This is a genomic window from Desulfovibrio sp., from assembly GCA_016208105.1.
GTDB lineage: Bacteria > Desulfobacterota > Desulfovibrionia > Desulfovibrionales > Desulfovibrionaceae > Fundidesulfovibrio.
Map to the genome: position 1 here is coordinate 119943 of JACQYS010000023.1, position 22102 is coordinate 142044.

Below are 22102 nucleotides of genomic sequence, written 5' to 3' on the forward strand. Positions count from 1 at the left end.
AGAAGATGCTTGAGACGAAGAAAGCGTGAAACATCACGGCAGTTCCGGTGCCTTGAACTCGCCTTCCCGGTCCAGGAGAATGTGCTTGGCCTTGGGCGGGAGCGGCAGGTCCAGAAGCTGCGCTTCCATGGGGGCGGTGCCCAGGTCGAGTTTCTTCACTCGAAAAAGCGCCTGCAGTCCGCCCGGAGTGGTCAATTGGATTTTCTGAGCCAATGGCTTTCGGCCTGGTTCCGCAGGGGTGAATTCACCCATTTCAACGGACCAGGGTTCGATGCCCCGGCCGGTGAGATGAATGGGTTTGCCTTCGAAGTCAAGGGTGACCACCGCCACGGAGGACGATGCGGGCAGAGTGTATTCGAAGCCCTTGGCGGTTTTCTTCACGCTCTTGTAGGCTGGCGGGAAGATGAGGCCGTAGCGGCCGACGGCAAGGGCCGCGAGGTCCTTTAAGCCGAAGGGGAACGGCATGCCGAGCTTGGACAGGGCCGCCTTCGTATCCGAGTGGGTGAAGGCCTGGTTCGACAGAGGGTATACGGCTATCCAGCCCAGGGAATCCTCCCGCCACAGGGAGAACGTCTGTCCCATGCCTGTGGAGAGGTCCAAGCGCAGGGGGCGGTCCAGGTTGCCCCAGAACTTCACCAGCAGGCGGGCGGATTTCTGGGAGCTCTGGAAACTCAAGCTGGCGTTCAAGGTGAAGGACTTGGGCTGTTCGCCTGAGCCTTCGGCGAAGGCCGACCAGAACGCCTGCGCCTGTCCGATATCCAGCGCGGCCGGCCCGGTCTTGGGCGCGCACCCGGCCAGGGAAAGGAGAATCACCCCGGTCAGGGCCGCCAGCAGGCCAAGCCGGGAGGGCGACACAGGGGTTGGCGTCCCTGCGAAGCAGGCCAAAGAGCATGAGAACCAGCCTGGCGAACGGCGGGCGCCGGAAGCCGGGATCATTTCAGCCCTTCCAGCTTGCCGGTGATTTCGGGGGCGTTGGGAGGATTCATCTGCAAGGCCTTCTGGTATCCCCTTTCAGCTTCCTTGCGGTTTCCCATGGCCTTGGCGATGTCTCCGTAGTGCTCCCAGATGGCCGGGTCTTCGGAGGGTTTCGCCACGGCCCGCTGGATTTCGGTCCAGGCCTTCTTGAGCTCTCCGCGCTTGAAATACACCCAGGCCAAGGAATCGATGTAGTAGGGGCTTTCCGGATTGGCCATCAGGGCCTTGCCGATGAGCTCCAGGGCCCGGTCCAGGTCGCGTCCGTCCTCGGCCAGGGCGTAGCCCACGAAATTAAGGGCGTCCGGGTTGCCGGGCTCCATGGAGAGGATGCGCTCCATGACGCGCATGGATTCGGTGCGGTTCTTCAAACGTTCCAGGACCACGCCGTAGCGGTAGAGGGCCTCGGTGTTTTCGGGCCATCTGTTCGCCGCGTCCCAGTAGATTTCCGAGGCCTTGGGCAGGTTGCCCTGCTTGTCGTACAGCACGGCCTCGTAAAACCAGAATTCGACCCGGTCCGGGAAGAGGCTCCGGCCTTCCCTGATGAGCGGCATGGCCCTGTCGTACTGGTCGGTGTCCAGGGCAAGCTGAATGCGTGTGGTCAGGCTCTTGTCGTAGAGCTTGTGGGTCTTGGGAATCTGGGACAGAAGGTTGAAGGCCTTGTCCAGGTTCTTTTCCTTGTCCACGGCCAGCATGGCCTGGATGAACAGCACGTCGGGATTTCCCGGCTGATCCTCGGCCAGGATCTCGAGAACCTTGGCAGCTCCCTGCTGGTAGCCTTCGTCCGCGAACATTCCCATGGCTTCGAAAAGCATGGTCCGGTCCTTGGGGGCCTTTTCCAAAAACTGGATGGCCTTGGCCTCGTTTTTCTGCTTGATGGCCAGGCGGATGAGCCTGATCCAGACTTCGGGGCCGTCTTCGCCCAAGTCGAGGATGCGCCGGTAGGCCTCCTCGGCGTGGCGGAAATCGTTGTTCTGCTCGTACAAAAAGGCCAGCTCGGACCAGGCGGCCAGAAGATTCGGGTCTTCCTTGAGGGCCTGGGTGAGCTTTTCCATGGCCTGCTTGCGCTTGCCAAGCCCCCCGTAGGCCTTGGACTCGTAATAGGACATGGCCGGGGTGCGCCTGTCCTTGGGAACTGCAGTCAGAAAATCCAGAGCCTCCTGGAACTTGCCCGCCTCCACGAGAACCGCGCTCAATTCCTGGAGCGTGGTCTGGTCCTTGGGATGCTTGGCCAGGTATTCCCTGAGAACCTTGGTGGCCTCGTCGAAGCGGCGCTGCAGGAGATAGGAGTTGGCCAGATAGAAATGGAGAATCCTCTCGTCAGGGTACTTGGCCAAACCCTGGGCGAGCACTTCCCGGGTCTTGTCCGGATCGCCCAGGCCCCAGTGAAGGTTGGCCAGGTCTCTATAGAGTTCCGGCGAGGGGGCAAGCTCGATGAGTTTTTCCAGAACGGCCGTGGCCTGCCTGGCCTGGCCCTGTCTGCTCAGCTCCTGGTACAGGAGGAAATAATAATCCGCGGCGGCGCTCTGGCTCAGGCCTTTGGCGGTCACGTCCACGGGGGCGGTTTTCTTGGGCGCGCAGGCGGCCAGGGCCAGGGCCGCGAGCAGGGCGCATATGAATTTCTGCATGATGCGTATCACTCTTCCTTACGGATCCACTCCGCGGAAAAATCGTCGATTCGTTTTGAGAAATGGTCGCGGATCTTTTCCAAAAGCCTGGTTTCGATCTGGCGGACCCGCTCGCGCGTGATGCCGTACTTGGTTCCGATCTCTCGAAGGGTGATGGGGGAGTCGGAAAGGATGCGCTGCTCCAAAAGGTCCCGTTCCTTGTCGGAAAGATCGGGCATGATGGTCTGGAGGTGCTTGTCCACGAGGCTGGCGATCTCGTCCTTGGCCAGTATTTCCTCGATGCCCGGGGTGAGCGACGGGAGATAGTCCAGGCGGGTCGACGAGGAGTCGTCTCCCAGGGTGATGTTCAAGGACAGATCGTTGCGGGCCATGCGCTGGTCCATTTCCATCACGTCGGTCTCGGATACCTTGAGATTCTTGGAAATGTTGGTGACCGACGGGTCGAACCCCAGGGAGGTGAGGCGCTGGCGCTCCTTGTTCAGATTGTAGAACAGGGTCCGCTGGGCCTGGGTGGTGCCGATGCGCACCAGCCGCCAGTTGTCCATGATGTATTTGAGGATGTAGGCCTTGACCCAGTACGCCGCGTAATAGGAGAACTTGATGCCTTTCTCCGGGTCGTACTTCTTCACCGCGCGCATGAGCCCCACGTTGCCTTCCTGGATGAGGTCGGCGACGTTCTGGGCCCAGCGGCGCTGGAAATCCATGGCGATCTTCACCACAAGGCGAAGATGCGACGTGACCAGCCTGAATGCCGCCTTCTGGTCCCCGTTGTCCCGGACACGCCGGGCCAGTTCGAATTCCTCGTCAGGGTTAAGCAGGGGGAACTTGCTTATCTCGCGCAGGTAGACATGCAGGTTGTCCCGGCCGGTGGCGGGAACGGTGGGAACCTTGGGGACGGGAAGATTCAGTATGTCTTCATCCAGGCCGCCCACGGAAACGTCGGAATCCTCGGAAGATTCCAGACCGTCGTCCTGGTCTGTCTCGTCTTCCGGAAGCGCGGCGTCATCGCCGTTGGCGGAAAGGAGGCTCTCCTCCTCGGGAACTTCTTTGCTGGTGCTCATTGTGACTGTCCGTTTAGCGAGAAACGCCTGAAGCATTCCTTCTTACGCTTTTCATTTGCCGGATTCAACGTTTTTCAGTACGACCCTAAGGCTTACGAGCCAAGGAGGAATTACGGTGGCGGACTTTCGCAAGGCACTTTCGGACAATTCCATCATCGTTTTTGACGGTGCCATGGGCACCCTGCTGCAGGCCAGGGGCCTCCCGCCGGGCGCTTCGCCCGAACTCTGGGGACTTGAGCACCCGGATGTGGTCCGTTCGGTGCATGAAGACTATCTCCGGGCCGGAGCCAGGGTGGTCACCACCAACACCTTCGGCGGCACCCGCTTCAAGCTGCCCTCCGGGACGGACATCAGGCGGGTAAACGCCGAGATTGCCAAGGTGGCCCGCCAGGCCGCCGGCGAGAATTGCTTTGTTGCCGGAAGCGTGGGACCCACCGGGCACTTCGTCGAGCCCCTGGGCACGCTTTCCATGCGCGAACTGGTGGACGCCTTCGCCAGGCAGATAGAGGGCCTGGCCGAGGGCGGGGTGGACCTGGTCATCGCGGAGACGCACTTCGACCTGGCCGAAGCCAAGGCCGTTGTCCTGGCCGCGCGCCAGGTGTGCGACCTGCCCGTGGCCATCCTCATGACCTTCGAGCCGGGCGGATCGCTCACCGGCACCCCGTCGGCCACCTTCGCCGACACCATGCAGAACCTGGGCGTCGATCTTCTGGGCATCAACTGCGGGCTTGGCCCCGAGCAGATGCTGGACGTTGCCCGCGACTTCCTCCCCCGCATCGACGTGCCCTTTTTCATAAAGCCCAATGCCGGCCTGCCCAGGCTGGAGAACGGTGTTACCGTATTCCCCATGGGCCCCGACGAGTTCGCCCAGGGAATGATCCCGTTTCTGGACATCGGCGCCAAATGCGTCTCCGGCTGCTGCGGGACAACCCCGGCGCATATCGGGGCCCTGGCCAAGGTGGCCGCCGGGCGCACCTGGACCAGGCCCGAGCCCGCCCAGGGCCGCCCGCTGGTGCTCACCTCCCGCTCGAAGTCGGTGTGTATCGGCGTCGGGCTTCCGGCGGTGTGCATCGGCGAGCGCATAAACCCCACCGGCAAGAAGGTGCTCACCGAAGAGCTTCAGACCGGCCAGTTCGCCGAGGCCATCCGTCTGGCCGAGGAGCAGGTGCAGGCCGGAGCCTCGGTGCTCGATGTGAACGTGGGCGCGCCCATGGTTCAGGAAGAGGTGCTGCTGCCCGCCCTGGTCAAGCAGCTCACTGCCCGCCTGCTTACGCCGCTGTGCCTGGATTCCACCAAGCCCGAGGCCATTTCCGAAGCCCTGTGGGCTGTTCCTGGGTCCGCATTGGTTAATTCCATAAGCGGCGAGCCGGGGCGCATGGACGAGCTCGGCCCGCTGTGCAAGCTGCACGGGGCGCCGTTCATCCTTTTGCCCCTGGCTGGAAAAAAGCTGCCGGTCACGGCCTCGGAACGCATCGCGGCCATCGAGGCGCTGCTGATTCAGGCCGAAGCCCTGGGCATCCCCAAGCGCCTCATCCTGGTGGACGCCCTGGCCCTTACCGTGTCCTCCAAACCGGAGGCCGCCCTGCACTGTTTGGAGACCATCCGCCACTGCGCCGCGGTGTGGGGGCTGCCGACCACGCTCGGGCTCTCCAACATTTCCTTCGGGCTGCCCGCCCGCGAGCTTTTGAACGCCACGTTCCTGACCATGTGCTTGGGCGCCGGCATGGCCGCGCACATCTCCAACCCGTCCACGCCCCTGCCGCGCGAAGTTGGCCTGGCCTCGGAAGTCCTTCTGGCCAGGGACAAGCAGGCCGCAAGCTACATCGCCTCCTGCGCGGACTGGAAATACGGCGGAGTAAGCGGCGTCCAGGTCCGTGAGGCCAAGACCCAGGCGGTCACCTCCCTGCGCGAGGCCGTCGTGGCCGGGCGCAAGGAGGCCGTTCTGTCTATGGTGGAGGAGGCCCTGAACAAGGGCCAGGAACCCATGGCCATTTTGAACGGCGAATTGATCCCGGGCATCATGGAAGTGGGCGTTCTCTACGAGCGCAAGGAATACTTCCTGCCGCAGCTTCTGCTTTCCGCCGAAGCCATGCAGGGCGGGTATGAGCGTTTGAGCCCGCTGCTGGATGCCGCGTCCAAGGGCCAGGAGCGCGCCAAGATCGTGCTGGCCACCGTGGAGGGGGACATCCACGACATCGGCAAGAACATCGTGGGCCTGATGCTTCGAAACCACGGGTTCGACGTGATCGACCTGGGCAAGGATGTGTCGGCCGAACGCATCGTGGATTGCGCCTCCGAGACCGGGGCCAAGCTCATCGGGCTTTCGGCGCTCATGACCACCACCATGGTCCGCATGGAGGAAACGGTGAAGCTTCTTGGCCAGCGGGGCATGGACCAGAAAGTGATGGTGGGCGGAGCCGTGGTCACGGACGCCTACGCAAAGTCCATCGGCGCTCACGGCCACGCGGCCGACGCGGTGGAAGCGGTCCGGCTGGCAAAAAGGCTCATGGACGCATAGCCACGCACGCGCTATACAACCACCTGATGTTCCAACTCATTAACTTTATGGCAGCTGAATGAATACATTGCGTACGTTTTTCATCGTCCTTGTTCTGGCCTTTGGCGCGGCCACCGGGGCTACCGGGGCTCATGCCCAGGGCAAGGGCGAACCCCAGGCCTCCAGCCAGGACATCCTGCGCTACATCAGCCAGGCCCGGGGCAAGGTGGTGGTGCTCAATTTCTGGGCTTCCTGGTGCGGGCCGTGCCGCCAGGAGATTCCCGAACTCATGGACCTGCGCAAGCGCATCCCGGAGAGCAAACTGGTGATCATGGGCGTTTCCGTGGACCAGGACCCGGCCATGTTCGCCATGTACGCGGCCAAGACCGGCTTCAACTATCCGGTGTATCTGGCCAGGGCGGACGTGTCCCAGGCGTTTTCCATCCGGGCCATTCCGCGCACCATAGTCTATTCGCCCAAGGGGGAAGTGATCCATTCCCAGGAGGGCTACATGCCCGGCCCCGAACTTGAAAAGCTCGTCAAGAAGCACATGGGGGCTTAAGGAATGCCCGGGTTCTACCTGCGCAAGGCCCGCATAGACGACGTGAAGACCATCCACGGCCTGCTCATGGCCTGCGCCAAGGGTGAGCTTCTTTTGCCGCGCTCCTACAACCAGCTCTATTCCCACCTGCGCGACTTCTACGTCCTGGCCTCCAAGGAGGGCAAGGAAGTGAAGGGCTGCTGCGCCTTGTCCATCTGTTGGGAACAACTGGCCGAAATCCGCTCCCTGGTGGTGCATCCGGACCTGCAGAAGCAGGGCTGGGGGCGCAAACTCGTGGAAGCCTGCCTGTCGGAGTCGGTGACTCTTGGCGTGTACAAGGTGTTCACCCTCACCTACCAGCGCGAGTTCTTCGCCAAAATGGGGTTCGAGGAAGTGAGCAAGGAGAAGCTGCCCCAGAAGGTCTGGGCGGACTGCATCAACTGCCCCAAGTTCCCCGAATGCGACGAGATCGCCATGGTCATGGAGATGTGACCGTGTCGGCCAAGCTTCTCCCCGTAATCACCAAGGAAGAGATCGCCGCCCGGGTGGCACAGCTGGGCGCGGATATTTCCAAGCAATACGAGAACAAGGACCTGCTCATCGTGGGCGTGCTCAAGGGCGCGTTCATGTTTCTGGCCGATCTGGTGCGCCACGTCACGGTCCCGGCCCATGTGGATTTCGTGCGCCTGGCCAGCTACGGTTCCAAGGACTCCCCGGGCGAGCTGTCTTTTCTCGAGGATATTGAAACCCCGTGCGAGGGAAAGCACATCCTTGTTGTGGAAGACATCGTCGATACGGGCCACTCCATGTCCATGCTTTTGACGGTGCTTCGCACCAGAGGGGCGGCTTCGGTAAAGTTGTGCGCCCTTATCGACAAGGCTGAGAGACGCCAGACGCAAGTAACAGTTGACTTTTCAGGATTTACACTGGCAAAGGGCTTCCTAGTGGGATACGGCTTGGACTTTGCAGAAGACTACCGTTGCCTTTCCGGTGTCTATGAACTGAGCCAGCAAGAAGGTCCTTGATGCCATGAAAGTCGAATGCCCCAGTTGCCAGACGAAGTACAACCTGCCCGATGACAGAATCGGTCCGGATGGAGCCAACGTCCGTTGCACCGTGTGCAAGCATGTCTTTCACATAGATGCACCCGAGACGGAGGACTTTCCGGGCTTCGGCGATTCCGGCGCGACCCCTTCCTGGCCGGTGGACGGACTGGAAGAGGGGCTCTCCGAGGCCAAAGAGAAAGAAGCCGAAGACCGCAAGAAAGATCCCTTCGACGACGCCAGCATTTCCTCGGCCGACTTCACCTCCATCGATTTCGGAAAACCGGAAAAGACTTCCCAGGGCCTTTCCAAGCGGTCCCTGATTGTGGCTATCGTGCTCGGCCTCGTGGTGCTGACGGGCATCGGCGGCACCGCGGCCTACTTCTTCGAATTCTGGCCCTTCGCCAAGAAACCGGCCACTTCGGCCATGGAAAACGCGCCCACGCCTCCCAAGCAGGAAGCCGGGCCGGACTACACCGACAAGCTGCCCTTCGAGTCCTACACCAATTATTTTGTGGACAACGACAAGGTGGGCAAGCTTTTCGTCATCGAAGGCAAGCTTTCCAACAAGTCCCCGGTCATGCTCGGGCAGATCTCCATCGAGGCCACGCTCTTGGACGCCAAGGAAAACCCCGTGGTCTCCAAGATTTTCACCGCGGGCCCCAAGGCCACCAATTTCGAACTCAAGACCCTGAACAAGGAGGACCTGGAGAACCGGCTCAGCTCCCGCCAGGAAATCCTTTTGAACAACAGCCAGGTGAAGCCCGGAGACGAAGTCCCCTTCATGGTCGTCTTCGTGAACATCCCGGACACGGTGAGAAACTTTTCGCTGAAGCTGAAGGACTACTTCGAGGTGGCCCCGCAACCTCAGGGACAGCCGGGCCAGAAGAAGTAGCCGCGTGGCCAAGACACGCCTCGTTTACGCCTGCTCGGCCTGCGGCGACGTGAGCCCCCGCTGGCGCGGGCAATGCCAGGGCTGCGGCGAATGGAACACCCTGGTGCAGCAGGCGGGCGTCAAACAGCCTCCGCGCCTTGGTTCCACACTTGGCCCCAGAGAGGGGCCGGTTTCGCTTTCCGGTTTCACCCAAGACCATGCTCCCACAGCCCCCAGCGGCCTTCCCGACCTGGACCGCGTTCTGGGCCAGGGCCTCCAGCCAGGCTCGGCAGTGCTGCTTGGCGGCGAACCGGGCATCGGCAAATCCACGCTTCTTCTCCAGCTGGCGGGCAAGGTTGCCTCGGCCGGGCGCAAGGCCGTGTACGTCTCGGGCGAGGAATCGCTTAGCCAGCTGGCATCCAGGGCGCGCAGGCTGGGCATCGACTCCGAACTTCTTCTGGCATCGTGCACAACCAGCGCGGCCGATGCCGTGGATATCCTTGGACAATCAGAATCTCCGACCATCGTGGTGGTGGACTCCGTTCAGACCATGGCCTCGTCCCTGGCCGACGGGGTCCCCGGGAGCCCGGGCCAGGTGAGGGCGGTTGCCGCCGAACTGGTGGAAGCGGTCAAGAAGAGCAATGCCACGCTCATTCTGGTGGGACACGTCACCAAGGAAGGACTCATCGCCGGGCCCAAGATCCTGGAGCACATGGTGGACACCGTGCTCTACCTGGAAGGGGACCGGCAGCATTTCTACCGCATCCTGCGGGTCTTCAAGAACCGCTTCGGCCCCACGGACGAGCTCATGGTGCTTGAAATGCTGGGCGACGGGCTGACCCCGGTACCGGACCCCTCCACGTACTTTCTGGGCGAACGCGACGAGACGGCCAGCGGGAGCGCAGTGGTCCTTGCCCTTGAAGGCAAGCGCCCCTTCGCTGTGGAGGTGCAGGCCCTGGCCAGCAAGTCCTACCTGGCCATGCCACGGCGTACCGCCTTGGGGCTTGATCTGAACCGGCTGAACCTTCTGCTGGCTGTGCTGGAAAAGCGCCTCGGGATGCAGCTTGGACAGTCGGACATCTACGCCAAAACCGGTGGGGGACTGAAGCTCACCGACCCGGGCCTGGACCTGGGTCTGGTGGCCGCTGTGCTGTCGTCCTATTATGACCGGCCATTGCCACCCAGGGCGGTGTTCTGGGGCGAGGTGGACTTAAGCGGGCGCATCCGGCCGGTTTCCGGGCACGATGCCAGGCTCAAGCAGGCCAAGCGCCTGGGCTACAAGCCCATCTTCCACCCGCCGGTGGAAGGCAAAGGCACAGCGACGCTCAAGGATTTTCAGCGGGCCCTGTTCGGGGCTGGATGATTCGTCCGGGGGGATGCGTCGGCTATGGCCGAAGTGCTTGGTGAACGTCCCTGATCTGGCAAGGCCCGCTTCAACTACCGGCTTCTAACCGGTTATAATCTGCCCTTCGGTAAGAATCTTCACGAACTCCCTGCAGATGTCCTTGTCCAGGCGCCCTGTTTCGGCGTCCTTGGCGATTATCTTGAACGCTTCGAAGGCGTTGTAGGCCTTGGAGTAGGGGCGCTCCGTGGTGAGGGCGTCGTAGATGTCGGCTATGGTGACTATGCGCACCTGTTCCGGAATGCAGCGGGCCTGGGCCGGATAGCCGGAACCGTCGAGCTTTTCGTGGTGGTGGATGATGCATTCCTTGGAGAGGTCGTCCAGGGCCATGTCCCTGCAGATCGCCAGCCCGTGGGAGGGATGCGTGTTTATTATCTCGCGCTCTTCAGGAGTCAGGTGGCCCGGCTTGTTCAGTATCTTCTTGGGTATCCTGGCTTTGCCGATGTCGTGCAGAAGTGCCCCGGCACCGGTCATCTTCGCGCTGTGCTTGTCCACTCCCAGGCCGACCAGGGTCAGCATCACGTAGATGGAAACATTCACGCAATGGCTGAAGGTACGGTAATTGTGGGAAAGAAATCCCCCGACGCTTTTTACCGCCCCTTTCTTTCTCGCCAGATATTCGAAGGTGTTCGAGGCAAGCGCTTCAAGCTTTTCTTTCGTATCTTGCGACGGAAGCATCTTTCCTTCGCATTGCAGCAGCGATTTGCTCAGGCCGATTGAATAGTCGTAGAGCATTTTCGAACGGTCTTTGAGCGGAATCCGATTGTCCTGCAGCAGATTCGAGAAATTCATCTCGATGTATTCATCATAGCTCGGGATGTCCTCGGCATGGATATAGAGGACTTCGACATGATGTTCTTTCAGCTTGTGCTTGTGGGTGTCCGTCAACTCCCCGTGGCGGGCGAACAAAAAGAAGTTTTTTCCCTTGCGGATATAGACGTCGAACTTGATGCCGCAGTCATACGAAATGAGCATCGTGGGAATGGAATAAAAACTGGATGGGTTTAAACGAAGCATGGGAAGTTCCGCCATGATACGAATGTGGAGGAAAAAAGGCAGTACGTCAAGGGAGGGAGGTTAGGCCACGTCCCACACCGCTCCGGCAGGGGTGTCCTTCACCTCCACGCCCATGGCGGCCAGTTCGTCGCGTATTCTGTCGGACTCGGGGAAGTCCTTGTTCTTGCGGGCTTCCTGGCGGGCAATGAGGAGCGCCTGGACCTTCTGCGCGTCGAGCCCCTTGCGGGAGGCCTTCTTGTCGCGAAGCGAGAGCAGGAACTGGGCCGCAGGAGTGGCGAACACGCCCAGTATCTCCGAGTAGCGCCTGAAACCGGCCCGGATGCGCTCAAGCATGTCCTTTCCACCCTGGCTCTTGCGCAGCCCCTTGTCTTCCATGACCCGCCCGGCCAGCCTGACCATTCCGAAAATGTGCCCCAATGCGGCGGCGGTGTTCAGGTCGTCTTCCATGGCCTGGTCGAAGCCGGATTCGAGGGCCGCGAGTTCGTCCAGAAGCTCCTTGGGAGCGGGCGAGGCGGACCACTTGGTCCCGGCCAGGGTCTCGTCCAATTGGGCCAGGGCCGAGTAGATGCGCTTGATGGCCTTTTCGGCCTCGTCCAGGGCGTCTGTGGAGTAGTCCAGGGGCGAACGGTAGTGCGAGGTGACCAGAAAGAAGCGCAGCACTTCGGGCAGGCAATAGCCGAAGATGTCGCGGATGGTGACGAAGTTGCCAAGCGACTTGGACATCTTCTCGGAGTTTATCTGCACGAAGCCGTTGTGGACCCAGAAGCGCGAGAAATCCTTGCCCGCAGCGGCTTCGGTCTGGGCGATCTCGTTTTCGTGGTGGGGGAAGATGAGGTCCTGGCCGCCGCCGTGGATGTCCAGGGGCAGGCCCAGGAGGTCTTCGCTCATGGCCGAGCATTCCAGATGCCAGCCTGGACGGCCCGGCCCCCAGGGGCTCTCCCAGGTGGGCTCGCCGGGCTTGGCCGCCTTCCACAGGGCGAAATCGAGCGGGTCTTCCTTTTCCTCGCCCGGGGCCACGCGCGCTCCGGACTGGAGCTCCTCCAGGTTTCGCCCGGAGAGCTTCCCGTAGGGCTTGAAGGCCCGGACGCGGAAATACACGTCGCCTGAGGGGGTGGCGTAGGCATAGCCGGTTGCGATGAGGTGCTGGGCCAGCTTGATCATTTCGCCGATGTACTGGGTGGCCTTGGGTTCCATGTCGGCGCGCAGGATGCCAAGCTTGTCCATGTCCTCGTAGAAGGCGCCAATGTATTTTTCGGACACGGCCTCGGACGTGGACTTCTCTTCCTGGGCGCGCTTTATGATCTTGTCGTCAACGTCGGTGAAGTTGCGGGCGAACCGGACCTCCAGGCCCTTGGAGCGCAGATAACGCACCAGAACGTCGAACACCACGGCCGAGCGGGCGTGGCCGATGTGGCAGTAGTCGTAGGCGGTGATGCCGCAGACGTACATGTTCACTTTGCCCTCTGTGAGGGGGGTGAACGTTTCTTTGGAGCGTGAAAGAGTATTATAGAGCTGCATGGCTGTTCCTTGATGTCTCGCTAGGGCAGAATCCCGTTGCAGAGCGGAGGGCAAAAGTCAAGGCAGGCTTTGGTTTCGCTTGTTAGGCGAGTGAAATTGAGATGGATTCGGCAGTGCTTTCAGATGCTGCTTACGCCCCTCAACCGGACAGGGAGGATGAAAAACTCACGGCCGTGGCGGTCGCATAGGCCTTGATGCCACGCTTTTCTCCAGTGAATCCAAGCTTTTCCTCGGTAGTTGCCTTCACGTTCACCCTTTCCTGGGGAAGTCCCAGGAGCCCGGCCACATTGCGGCGGATGTGCTCGCGGTGGGGGCCGATCTTGGGTATCTGGGCCACGATGGTAAGATCCACATGCACCAGGGTGAGCCCGGCCGGGCCGAACCTTGCCAGAATCTCGCTCACCAGAACGGAACTGGCCACGCCCGCGAAACGCTGGTCCGTGTCCGGGAAATGCTGGCCGATGTCGCCCTGGCAGAGGCAACCGAGCAGGGCGTCCGTCAGGGCGTGCAGGAGAACGTCCCCGTCCGAATGGGCGATGACCTCGGGCGCGCCGGGTATTGGGGCGCAGCCAAGAACCATGGGACGTCCGGGCGTGCTCGCCGGGGTGTCCTTGGTGACGTAGCGGTGGACGTCGTAGCCGAAGCCCACTCGGGGAATGGCCACAGGGACGGACTGGCCGCCCAAAAGCCGCAGGTCCTCGGGTGTGGTGATCTTCACGTTCTGCTCCGAACCGGCCACCACCCGGACGGGCAGGCCCAGGGCCTCGGCCAGGGAGGCGTCGTCGGTTACGGTAAGGTTGTGTGTTCTGGCGTGCTCGAACCCTTGGCGCAGAACGGAGAGCTCGACGCCTTGGGGGGTCTGCACGGCCATGAGCCTCTGTCTGTCAGGTGTGGAGGTGACCACGCCTTCGGAGACTTCCTTTATGGTGTCCGTTACCGCAATGGCCGGAATGACCGCCTTGGCCCCGGCGCGCAGGGCATCGATCACCCTGACGATGACGTCTGGCGTGACGAAGCACCGGGCAGCGTCGTGCACCAGAACGTGGGTGCAGTCCGCCGGGAGCGCGGCCAGGGCGTTCTCGAGCGAGTCCTGGCGGCGTTCTCCCCCTGATACGGCGATCCATTCAAGCCCCAGGGGGGAGCGGCTGTCCAGGTCCTCAATCAGAGCGGTCATGGATTCGAGTTCGTCAGGAGGCAGGGCGAACACCATGCCCGCAACATTCGCGGTACGCGAAAAAGCCATTGCGGATTTCCAGAAGACCGGCTCGCCTCCGGCGTCCAGAAATTGCTTCCTGGTGGAGAGCCCGGCCTCTTTCATTCGGGTGCCGCTTCCAGCGGCCAGGAGAATAGTCCAGACAATCATGGGTGTTCGGTATGTGGTTGGGTTGCGAGCCGCTTCAATGCCTCAATCTCATGGCGTTGTCACCATCGCCAGAGCGTCGGGTGCTGGCAAAAGAGCGTTGGTTGCAAGGGAAGGCCGGATCGGATAGCAAATAATCGCAGAGCTGTTCATTCTTCATCATAGCCTTCCGATGAAGAGCCTTGTGACGGAGTGCTCTTGTGAGCTCCGGCGTCCAGCCGGTTCCATGTTGGAGGGTTTTCTTCAGACACCGAAGGGTTCCATGCCCACCGTGCATCGCAGTGACGTTTTCACACGCGTGAAGGATCTTCTTGCCTTGTTGCCGGGATTTGGTCCTGCAACAGGCGGCTGTCCTGCGGAGTATCGCTCGGCCTCCGGGCGGGTCCTCCGGCTTAGCCTCTATTCCCTGAACAGCCTCAAGGCCCATGGCCTGCGCAGCATCTTCTCGGTGATCTCCATAGCCCTGGGCGTGGCAAGCGTCACGATCACCAAGGCGGTCGTGGACGGCGCGGACGCCAGGCTCGAGGAGTTCGTCGAATGGTTCGGCGCGGACGCCGCGTTCATCACCGGCGGGGATATCTACGCTCAACTCAGCCAGAGAAAGCTCACCCTCACCCGGGGGGATGTGGAAGCCGTCGTCGATCAGTTGCCGGGGGTGCGTATGGTCACGTCCGGGCGCAACATCCGGTCCGTGAGCGTAAGCCGGGAGGCAAAGGCGTATGAAACCCAGGTGCTGGTCGGGAGCTCGCCGCCATTCTGCCAATCCTGGAATTGGGATCTCGAGGAAGGCGAGGACATCACCGGAGCCGACGCTGCGGTCAGCCGGAAGGTCTGCCTCCTGGGCGAAACCGTGAGCCGTGAGCTTTTCGGCAACGATTCGCCGGTGGGGCAGACCGTGACCATTGGCAAACACATCTTCACCGTGAAAGGCAGGCTGGCTGTCAGGGGCTTTTCTTCCGGGCAGACCAACATGGACGACAGGGTGATAATACCTCTGAGCACCCTGACCAGATACTTCAACCAGGACCCGAAATACGTCAACGGCCTGCGGATCCGCTTCCACGACGCCAACGCCATAGCGGAGAATCTGGAGAATCTTCGCGGTCTATTGCGCCATCGCCACGGCATTCGCCCGGAATTCCCGGACGATTTCAGCATCGTCTCCTCAAGCGAGATCATACGCTTCCTCAAGGTGCTCAAGCACGGCATCGGCATATTCCTCGGAGCGTTTTCCGCCGTCACCTTGGCGGTCGGTGGGATCGTGCTGGCAAATTTGACCTATGTGGTCATCGATCAGCGCAAGCAGGAGATAGGCATCCTCATGGCCGTTGGCGCACGCAGGCGCGACATCCTCGTGCAGTTCATGTCCGAGATCGCGTTTCTCTGCCTTGCCGGAGCGGTTTCCGGCATGGTGCTGAGCCTGGCCGCCACGGCCTGGATCAATCACGTACAGGTGTTCACGGTCTCATTTTCCCCGTCGGTCTGGGTGGTGGGGCTTTTAGGGGCGAGCGTTGTGGCGTTTGTTTTCGGGCTGGCTCCGGCCATGTCCGCTGCAAAGATGGACCCCGTCCAATCGTTGAGCGAGGGGTGACCATGGCGGCGAAATCGGCACATGAAGTCTTCGAGAAGTACACAAGGGATCTGAGGGCGTACATCGCCGGAGGCTTGTTCGAGAATGTTCCTTCCGGGGACGCCGGGCATGAACCCATAAGAACCGGCGACGTCCTGCTCAGGCTCCCGGCCATGGAGGAGTCCCTGGCCATCGCCTCGGTCATGCTTTCAGGCTATTCGCATTGCGGAATCGCCGTGGAAGAGAGGGGACGGATATTTGTCGCGGATTGTCACCCGTCGGGCTCAGGGGAGGGCGGAAACACCCGTTTTATTCCTTTCGAAACGTGGAGCAGGGAAGAATCCGGCACGAGCATGGTCCACTGGCTCGCCCTGCGTCATACCGCGCTTGATGTTTCATCGTGCGCTCGCGCAGTGGACGATATTTCCAAAACCACTCGTTTCGGCCTGATGGCGGACCATTTCGGACGTGTTGGTGAACCGGGCAAAGGAACCGGAAACTGTACGTCGTTTCTCTTGGCAATCCTTGCGCGCATGGGCCTCGATTGCACGGACGTGGAGGCCCTGGGACGGGTGAACCAGCACACCTTCCTGACGTTTCTTAAGATAATGGAAGCCGGATTCTATGATCTCATCCGGGAGCAAGGCGCCAGGAGGTTCATGAACATCGCCCGGGAATACGGCATTACGGGCATGCTGGGATGGAAGGGCGTCATGCTTCCGCCCGCTTTCGCGGAGATGCTTCCTGGTTTCAAGGTGGTGGCGTATCAGCGTCCTTCGGGCAAGCATCAGGACCACTTCGCTCCCTGGCTCGAACACTACCGGCGTACGATCACCGCTTTGCGGGCCGCGGCCAGCTGCCACGGCATCGCGCCCGCCCAGGTGCCCGTGGAACTGGTCAAGGCCTCGGGTAGCCTCTTTGGGCGGGTGCTTGCCGGAGAACCTCGGGAATGCCCCCTGGACGGGGTCAGGCTGGCCTCCCGGATACTCATGGCCGAGTCGAGCGACCCTTCGAACTACATCCGGATTCCCATCGGGGCCCGCCACGCCCTGAACGGGCAGGGGGCCACGCAGCGGCTCTGCTCGCAGGCGATGATCCTTGCAACTCCGGCGGTGTTGCACGCCGCCCGGCTTCTTGGCTGGAAGCCGATCAAAGTGTTCGACGCGTGCGCCAAGGAGGGATTGTGAAGACGCAATACCCTAACTTCATTTCGAAAGTACTCTTGAGCGGCGGGTTTTCCAGCCAGTTCGCTTTTCCCATAGTCTCCACCGCCTTTGGCGCAAAGGTTTTCGAGCTGGTCGAAAAGTGTCTTCCACAACCGGAAAACATGCCCGAGGTGCGCGCGCCGATCTTCGTCATCGGCCTGCCAAGAACCGGTTCCACATGGCTGCAAACGCTTCTGTGTTCGCATCCGGACCTGGGATACTTCACGCACTGGATGCATCATTTTCGGAAAACCATCAGAGGCGCCTATGCAGTAAGCGACTTTCTGAAACTCGATGCCTGGGGGGAGCGGTTCATAGGAGATTCCGTGGTCAACTCGCTGCACGGAGCGTCCGAAGGGCTGGCCTTCTGGGGGGAGTGGTTCAGCCAGGACCCCGCATGCCTTCTTTATGACGAGTTTCGGATGGATGACCTGGACGCCGCCACCATTGAAGAGATTCGTTCGACCATTGCAACCGCTCTGGCCCAATTTCCGGGTCAAAGACGGTTCTTCTGCAAGAACCCGGGGTTCATACCGTATTCCCCGGTGCTCGCGGAGCTTTTTCCGGACGCCTACTTCATCCATCTGGTCCGCGATCCGAGGCCCACGGCCAATTCCATGGTCAAGCTCTGGCAGCGCTGCGACTCTCAATTGCGTTCGATTCGCGCCTCTGGTAAAAAAATGGCAATGAATCTGGAAAGTTTCGTTCCCTATCCCAGACTGCCGCGGCTGGCCGAGTACGTCGACCGGTTCGGTGCGGGAAACGTGCGGACCACGGCCCGGTTGTGGCGGGATTCGCTCCTTTACATGGGTGAGAAGGGCGACCGGCTGCCCAACCTTTTGACAGTTCGATTCGAGTCGATCCTGGCCGATCCCCAGGGGTGCGTGAACCGCATTCTGGAATTTTGCGGACTTGAACCATTCGCACCCGGGAATGCGGCCTTTGCCTCCCTCTGCGCCAAGACCGGGCATGTTTCCCATGTGAACACCTACGGGGAATTCGGGCTCATCTCGGAAGTTTGCCACCAGACCATGACCCTTCTCGGCTACGACCCGGACTCGCCAGCGGGAGGATGTGTCGCCGCGCGGCAGGTGCCCGCCCCCAGGGAGTATTTCGGAGAGATTCTGTGAGCTTCACGGTTTGGTTCACCGGGCTGTCGGGATCGGGTAAAACCACGGTGTCCCGCCTGGTGGAACAGGCGCTTTGCTCCCGGGACGTCCCGGTGGTGAGGCTGGACGGCGACGAAATTCGCTCCAGCCACGACTGGAAGCTGGGTTTTTCGCGTGAGGATCGCCTGGAACAGACCAGGCGGCTTGGCGAACTCGCCCTGATGCACAACATGAGCGGGAGGGTGTGCCTTGTGGCGGCCATTTCGCCGTACAGGGAGGCCCGGGAGAAGGTGAGAGAGCGGATCGGCAATTTCGTCGAAGTGTACTGCTCGGCCGGATTGGCCACCCTTGTGGCCAAGGACGTCAAGGGGCTCTACAGCCGGGCGCTTGCCGGCCAATTGGAGGACTTCACGGGAATCAGCGCACCGTATGAAGCCCCGCCTGAGCCGGAGGCCGTGGTGCGCGCCTATGAGGAAAAGCCGGAAGAGAGTCTTAGAATTGTAATGGGTGCCCTGTCCGAGCACCTCAAGTGCGCGGCCGAGGCACGCACCCTTACGGCCGTTCAGGATTGAGCACGAAGTAGAGAGGGGAGCCGGCCATAAGCCGGATTTTGTGACTCACGCCTTGCGGCGAAAGCGCTGTCATTCCTCTAGGGCGACGGTTACCCGCCGCCTCAAGCAACCTACCCGGAAGCTTCGGCCGGGCCAGCCTCGATCGCTTCCCTATTTGGTCTTGCTCCGGACGGGGCATGCCTAGCTTGCCGTGTCGCCACGGCAACTGGTGGGCTCTTACCCCACCGTTTCACCCTTACCCGAAAGGCTTTCGCCTTCCGGGCGGTTTGCTTTCTGTGGCGCTTCTCCGGGGATCGCTCCCCCTGGGCGTTACCCAGCGTCCTGCCCTGCGGAGTCCGGACTTTCCTCCCCGGGTTTCCCCGCGGCGACAGCCTGTCCGGCTCCCCCTCGAAAACTAAATCCTGCGGCCCGGACCGTCTAGGCCTGGGCGGCAGCGGCGACCTGGGGCTCTTCAGCCTTGTCCGCTCCGGGAATGTGCTGCACCCAGTAGATAAGGCGCTGGCAGTTGGGGCAGGAGAGTATCTGCTGTCCCTTCTGCAGCTCGATGTATGCCTGGGGCGGGATGGAAATGTTGCATCCCGAGCACACGCCCATATCCACGGACACGATGACCGGATTGGCCAGGCGGGAGCGGATGAACTCGTAGCGCGACAGAATCGGCGGAGGCAGCACCTTGCAGGCTTCCTTGCGCTGCTTGGCGAGCACATCGAGGCGCTTCTGGGCGGCGCTCATGCGGTCGGCAAGTCCGGCGCGGGCGGCTTCCAGCTCCACGCGCACAGTGTCGACCTGGGCGGAGACTTCCTGGTCCAGGGCGGTCTGGCGCTCCTGCTCTTCGGCAAAGGCGGCCTTCTCCTCGTCGCGGGAGCGGTTGAGCTTCTCCAGGGTGTCCATCTCACGCACCATGGCGTGGTATTCCTTGGAGTTGCCCACCATCATCATCTTGCTCTTGGACTTCTTGAGGCGCACATGGTCTTCTTCCATGTCCGTCTCAAGGCGCTTGAGCTGGTCGGTCAGGTAGGTGAGTTTTTCCCTCACGATTTCCCTGGAAGCTTCCATGTCCTGGTATTTCTTTTCCAGTCCCTGGATTTCCATGGGAGCGTTATCCAGCTCGGAACGCAGAGAGATCATCTCCCCGTCGATCTGCTGGAGCATAACCAATTGTTCGATCTGTTTCTGGTACATTGCCGTCTCCGGGTGTGTTCGCCGTTGCCTGCTGGCCTGTTTGCCGGTGGCGGAAACCGTCCGCCTGTGCAGGTGCCGGCCGAAAAGGTCACATCAATATATCAAAAAACACGCGGGTGTTTTTCAACCGAATCTAGGGCCGCAAGATGGCCCGCATGGGGTCCGGGCTTTCGAAGAAACGCACGGTAAGCCCCGCGTCGCTGGTTGAGTCGGCCAAGTGCTTGGCCATGCGGCGCATCATTTCCTCTTCGAGAACGCGGTGCCCGGCGTCGATGGTAAGGCCCAGATGGCGAACATCCAGGGCCGCGTGGTGCGTGACGTCGCCGGTGATGTAGACGTCCGCGCCTTTGGCGAAAGCCTTTTCGGCCGCGGACGCTCCGGACCCAGTGCAATAGGCCACTGTCCGGACAGTGGCGGGGGCGTTGCCCACAAGGGTGACAAAGGAACGCGGAACAGCCCGCCAGAATGCCTCGAGGAAGGTTTCCATGGACGCGGGCTCGGGAAGATCGCCGATGATGCCGTAGCCGAAAGGTTCAGAAGGCTCGGCCAGACGGACCGCGCCCGCCATTCCCGAAACGTCGGGACAGTCCCGCAGGATCTTCGCCATTGCCGGCCATTGGGGCTCGGGGCAGGAAAAAGCCTGGGGAGCGTGGCGCAGGGCGTCCCGGTCGAAGTGCAGGCGGTCCACGTCGAGATGGTCGGGAAATTCCAGGGCGTCGAACCCGTCCATGGCCACTTCCTTGAAGATGCCCATGATGCGCGGCGTAACCCCTTGAGGATCGACAATGCGGCGGTTGGAAAGATTGAGCTCGTCGGCAAGCCAGGCCGCGGGGCCCGCCGGGGCGCAGTCCAGGGAGGTGTGGGCCGCGTAGAGCCAGGCGCCGTGGGTCAAGAGAAGACGCAGAACCTCGTGGTGAGGGTCCAGCCGGTCGGGCAGGCGCGGGGTTTTGCCCAGCGGATGATGGGTGAGCACCACCTGGGCGCCCCAGCCAAGAGCCTTTTTCAAGACCTCGGGGGTGGGGTCGAGAGCCACGGCCAGCTTGTCGGCACTCGTGGGGGCGGCAGCCACCTGCACGCCGCAACGGTCCCAGCTTGCTGCCATATGTGGCGGAGCGGCCTGCTCGATCAGGCCAAAGAGGTCGCTTATGTTCATTTGTCAAAAAAAAGAAGGCGCTTTCCGGGTAGACCCCTAGGAAAGCACCTTCCAGTGAGCGATTTTCAAATTGTTATCCCAAAAAGTGTTCCGTGCGATGATCGGCAACGAATCTTCCTTCGTGGTGCGTGGTGGGCCTACCAGGGGTCGAACCTGGGACCACCCGGTTATGAGCCGGAAGCTCTGCCAACTGAGCTATAGGCCCACAGCTCAAGTGTGAATTTGAGTCAATAATCCAAGCTTTGCATTGTTGTCAAGAAACAAATGAATGAATCAGGTCTTCGGGCATTTCGATTTGAGCCAGGTGATTGCGGATTTCCCGGCCAGGGCGCCTTCGCCGACCGCCACGGCGATCTGTAAAAATCCGCCTGTGCAGTCCCCGGCTGCGAACACGCCGTCGATGTTGGTTTTCATCTCGGTATCGACTTCGATGAAATTGCCGTTGCGCGCCACGCCCAGGGTGTAGGCGAAGTCGGTGGACGAGGCTTCGCCAAGGGCGATGAAAAGACCCTGTGCCGTATGCTCGCCGCTTTCGGAAAAGGTGACGGATTCAAGGCCCGGCGAGCCGGAAAGGGCGGTTATGTTTTCGGTTACGATGCGAACTCCCAGGGCGCTTAAGCGTTCCTGGAACTCGGCCGGGATGGTCGGCTTTTTGCCCAGGGTGCAGATGGTCACGTCCGGGGTGAAGTTGGTCAGCTCCAGGGCCTGGTTGGCCGCGAAGACGCCCTCTCCGGCCACCACGACGGGCTTGCCCCTGTAGAAATACCCGTCGCAGGAAACGCAGTAGGACACCCCCTTGCCTTCGTAGTCGCCGATGCCCGGTATCTTCGGCCGGGCCCGGCTTACCCCGGTGGCCAGTATCACCGCGCAGGCGTGGTACTCACCGTGGTCGGTTTTGATGTGGAAGCCGCCCAAGTCCCCGTGGTGCACGCCCAGCACCTTTTCGCAGCGGATGTCCGTTCCGAAGCGAGCGGCCTGGCGGCGGCCCTTTTCGATGAGCTCCTTGCCGGTGATGGTGGTTTCGAACCCGAAATAGTTGTCTATCTCGTAGTCGCCCGCGACCTTGGGGTCGCACCCGATGACCAGCGTGTCCATCCCGGCCCGGGACGTGTATATGGCGGCGGACAGCCCGGCCGGACCTCCGCCGATGATCAGGCACTGTATCTCTTCCATCTCTGCCTCCGGAATCAATTGAAAACGTTCGGGAAGAATAACCATGCTTCGGCCAAAGGGAAGCGGAAAATACCGGTCGGGAGCCGGGCGACCATATGGGCACGCAGAGGTGCGTTGCGTGAGGCGGTTGTTTCCTCCCGTCCCGCAACATGTTCAGAGCGTTACGAACGGCCAGGAGTGACTGTTGCCAGGTGGGAGGAATAGACGTAAAATATTTTTTTGGAA

Annotated in this window: 19 protein-coding genes, 1 tRNA gene and 1 other RNA gene; 10 read left to right on the top strand and 11 right to left on the bottom strand. The window is 61.3% G+C overall.

Annotated elements, in window-relative coordinates; translation table 11 throughout:
- Positions 1-33: 33 nt before the first annotated feature.
- Genes HY795_15490 through HY795_15500 form a run of 3 tightly spaced genes read right to left on the bottom strand, consistent with a single transcriptional unit; the run spans position 34 to position 3661 of the window.
- Entirely contained in the window at positions 34-936 is a 903-nt protein-coding gene (locus HY795_15490; protein ID MBI4806629.1) for a hypothetical protein, read from the bottom strand.
- Positions 933-2600, bottom strand: a complete 1668-nt coding sequence (locus HY795_15495; protein MBI4806630.1) for a tetratricopeptide repeat protein — start codon at positions 2598-2600, stop codon at positions 933-935. Before HY795_15495 ends, HY795_15490 begins: the two co-directional genes overlap by 4 nt.
- 8 nt (positions 2601-2608) lie before the next feature.
- Positions 2609-3661, bottom strand: a complete 1053-nt coding sequence (locus tag HY795_15500; protein ID MBI4806631.1) for an RNA polymerase factor sigma-32 — start codon at positions 3659-3661, stop codon at positions 2609-2611.
- Positions 3662-3776: 115 nt separating this feature from the next.
- On the opposite strand from HY795_15500, the gene HY795_15505 reads away from it, so the two are divergent.
- The 6 genes from HY795_15505 to radA are packed head-to-tail and all read left to right on the top strand — an operon-like array spanning position 3777 to position 9979.
- On the top strand, positions 3777-6179 hold the full coding sequence (locus tag HY795_15505; protein MBI4806632.1) for a homocysteine S-methyltransferase family protein: 2403 nt from the start codon (positions 3777-3779) through the stop codon (positions 6177-6179).
- 58 nt (positions 6180-6237) lie between these two features.
- Positions 6238-6720, top strand: a complete 483-nt coding sequence (locus tag HY795_15510; GenBank protein MBI4806633.1) for a TlpA family protein disulfide reductase — start codon at positions 6238-6240, stop codon at positions 6718-6720.
- 3 nt (positions 6721-6723) lie between these two features.
- Positions 6724-7191, top strand: coding sequence for an N-acetyltransferase (locus HY795_15515; protein MBI4806634.1), 468 nt, complete (start codon positions 6724-6726; stop codon positions 7189-7191).
- Complete coding sequence (gene hpt, locus HY795_15520; GenBank protein ID MBI4806635.1) at positions 7158-7724, top strand: hypoxanthine phosphoribosyltransferase; 567 nt, start codon at positions 7158-7160, stop codon at positions 7722-7724. Before HY795_15515 ends, hpt begins: the two co-directional genes overlap by 34 nt.
- Before the next feature lie 4 nt (positions 7725-7728).
- Complete coding sequence (locus HY795_15525; GenBank protein MBI4806636.1) at positions 7729-8637, top strand: zinc-ribbon domain-containing protein; 909 nt, start codon at positions 7729-7731, stop codon at positions 8635-8637.
- A gap of 4 nt (positions 8638-8641) precedes the next feature.
- Positions 8642-9979 (top strand): DNA repair protein RadA, encoded by a 1338-nt coding sequence (gene radA / locus HY795_15530; GenBank protein MBI4806637.1) that lies wholly within the window; start codon positions 8642-8644, stop codon positions 9977-9979.
- Between the two features lie 84 nt (positions 9980-10063).
- Here radA and HY795_15535 read toward each other — a convergent pair whose 3' ends face one another.
- From HY795_15535 to ispD, 3 genes are all read right to left on the bottom strand, one after another.
- A complete protein-coding gene (locus tag HY795_15535; protein ID MBI4806638.1) occupies positions 10064-11035 on the bottom strand; it encodes an HD domain-containing protein in 972 nt (323 codons plus the stop codon).
- 60 nt (positions 11036-11095) lie between these two features.
- Positions 11096-12553, bottom strand: coding sequence for a cysteine--tRNA ligase (locus tag HY795_15540; protein ID MBI4806639.1), 1458 nt, complete (start codon positions 12551-12553; stop codon positions 11096-11098).
- A 139-nt stretch (positions 12554-12692) separates the two neighbouring features.
- Positions 12693-13916: a 2-C-methyl-D-erythritol 4-phosphate cytidylyltransferase gene (ispD, locus tag HY795_15545; protein MBI4806640.1), complete on the bottom strand. Its 1224-nt coding sequence runs from the start codon at positions 13914-13916 to the stop codon at positions 12693-12695.
- 259 nt (positions 13917-14175) lie between these two features.
- On the opposite strand from ispD, the gene HY795_15550 reads away from it, so the two are divergent.
- The 4 genes from HY795_15550 to cysC are packed head-to-tail and all read left to right on the top strand — an operon-like array spanning position 14176 to position 18369.
- The gene (locus tag HY795_15550; protein ID MBI4806641.1) at positions 14176-15504 is read left to right on the top strand and encodes an ABC transporter permease; all 1329 of its coding nucleotides are present in this window, start codon (positions 14176-14178) and stop codon (positions 15502-15504) included.
- A 2-nt stretch (positions 15505-15506) separates the two neighbouring features.
- Complete coding sequence (locus HY795_15555) at positions 15507-16670, top strand: hypothetical protein (protein ID MBI4806642.1); 1164 nt, start codon at positions 15507-15509, stop codon at positions 16668-16670.
- The gene (locus HY795_15560; GenBank protein MBI4806643.1) at positions 16667-17818 is read left to right on the top strand and encodes a sulfotransferase; all 1152 of its coding nucleotides are present in this window, start codon (positions 16667-16669) and stop codon (positions 17816-17818) included. Before HY795_15555 ends, HY795_15560 begins: the two co-directional genes overlap by 4 nt.
- The gene (gene cysC / locus HY795_15565) at positions 17761-18369 is read left to right on the top strand and encodes an adenylyl-sulfate kinase (GenBank protein MBI4806644.1); all 609 of its coding nucleotides are present in this window, start codon (positions 17761-17763) and stop codon (positions 18367-18369) included. The genes HY795_15560 and cysC overlap by 58 nt, the downstream gene beginning before the upstream one ends.
- A gap of 12 nt (positions 18370-18381) precedes the next feature.
- Here cysC and rnpB read toward each other — a convergent pair.
- From rnpB to HY795_15590, 5 genes are all read right to left on the bottom strand, one after another.
- Positions 18382-18753: RNase P RNA component class A (rnpB, locus tag HY795_15570), an RNA gene on the bottom strand.
- A 33-nt stretch (positions 18754-18786) separates the two neighbouring features.
- Positions 18787-19551, bottom strand: a complete 765-nt coding sequence (locus tag HY795_15575; GenBank protein MBI4806645.1) for a hypothetical protein — start codon at positions 19549-19551, stop codon at positions 18787-18789.
- Positions 19552-19684: 133 nt separating this feature from the next.
- The gene (locus tag HY795_15580; protein MBI4806646.1) at positions 19685-20704 is read right to left on the bottom strand and encodes a Nif3-like dinuclear metal center hexameric protein; all 1020 of its coding nucleotides are present in this window, start codon (positions 20702-20704) and stop codon (positions 19685-19687) included.
- A 129-nt stretch (positions 20705-20833) separates the two neighbouring features.
- Positions 20834-20909: transfer RNA gene (locus HY795_15585), tRNA-Ile, on the bottom strand.
- A 68-nt stretch (positions 20910-20977) separates the two neighbouring features.
- Positions 20978-21877 carry an NAD(P)/FAD-dependent oxidoreductase gene (locus HY795_15590; protein MBI4806647.1) on the bottom strand — a complete coding sequence of 300 codons (900 nt, stop codon included), beginning with the start codon at positions 21875-21877 and terminating at the stop codon, positions 20978-20980.
- Positions 21878-22102: the final 225 nt, after the last annotated feature.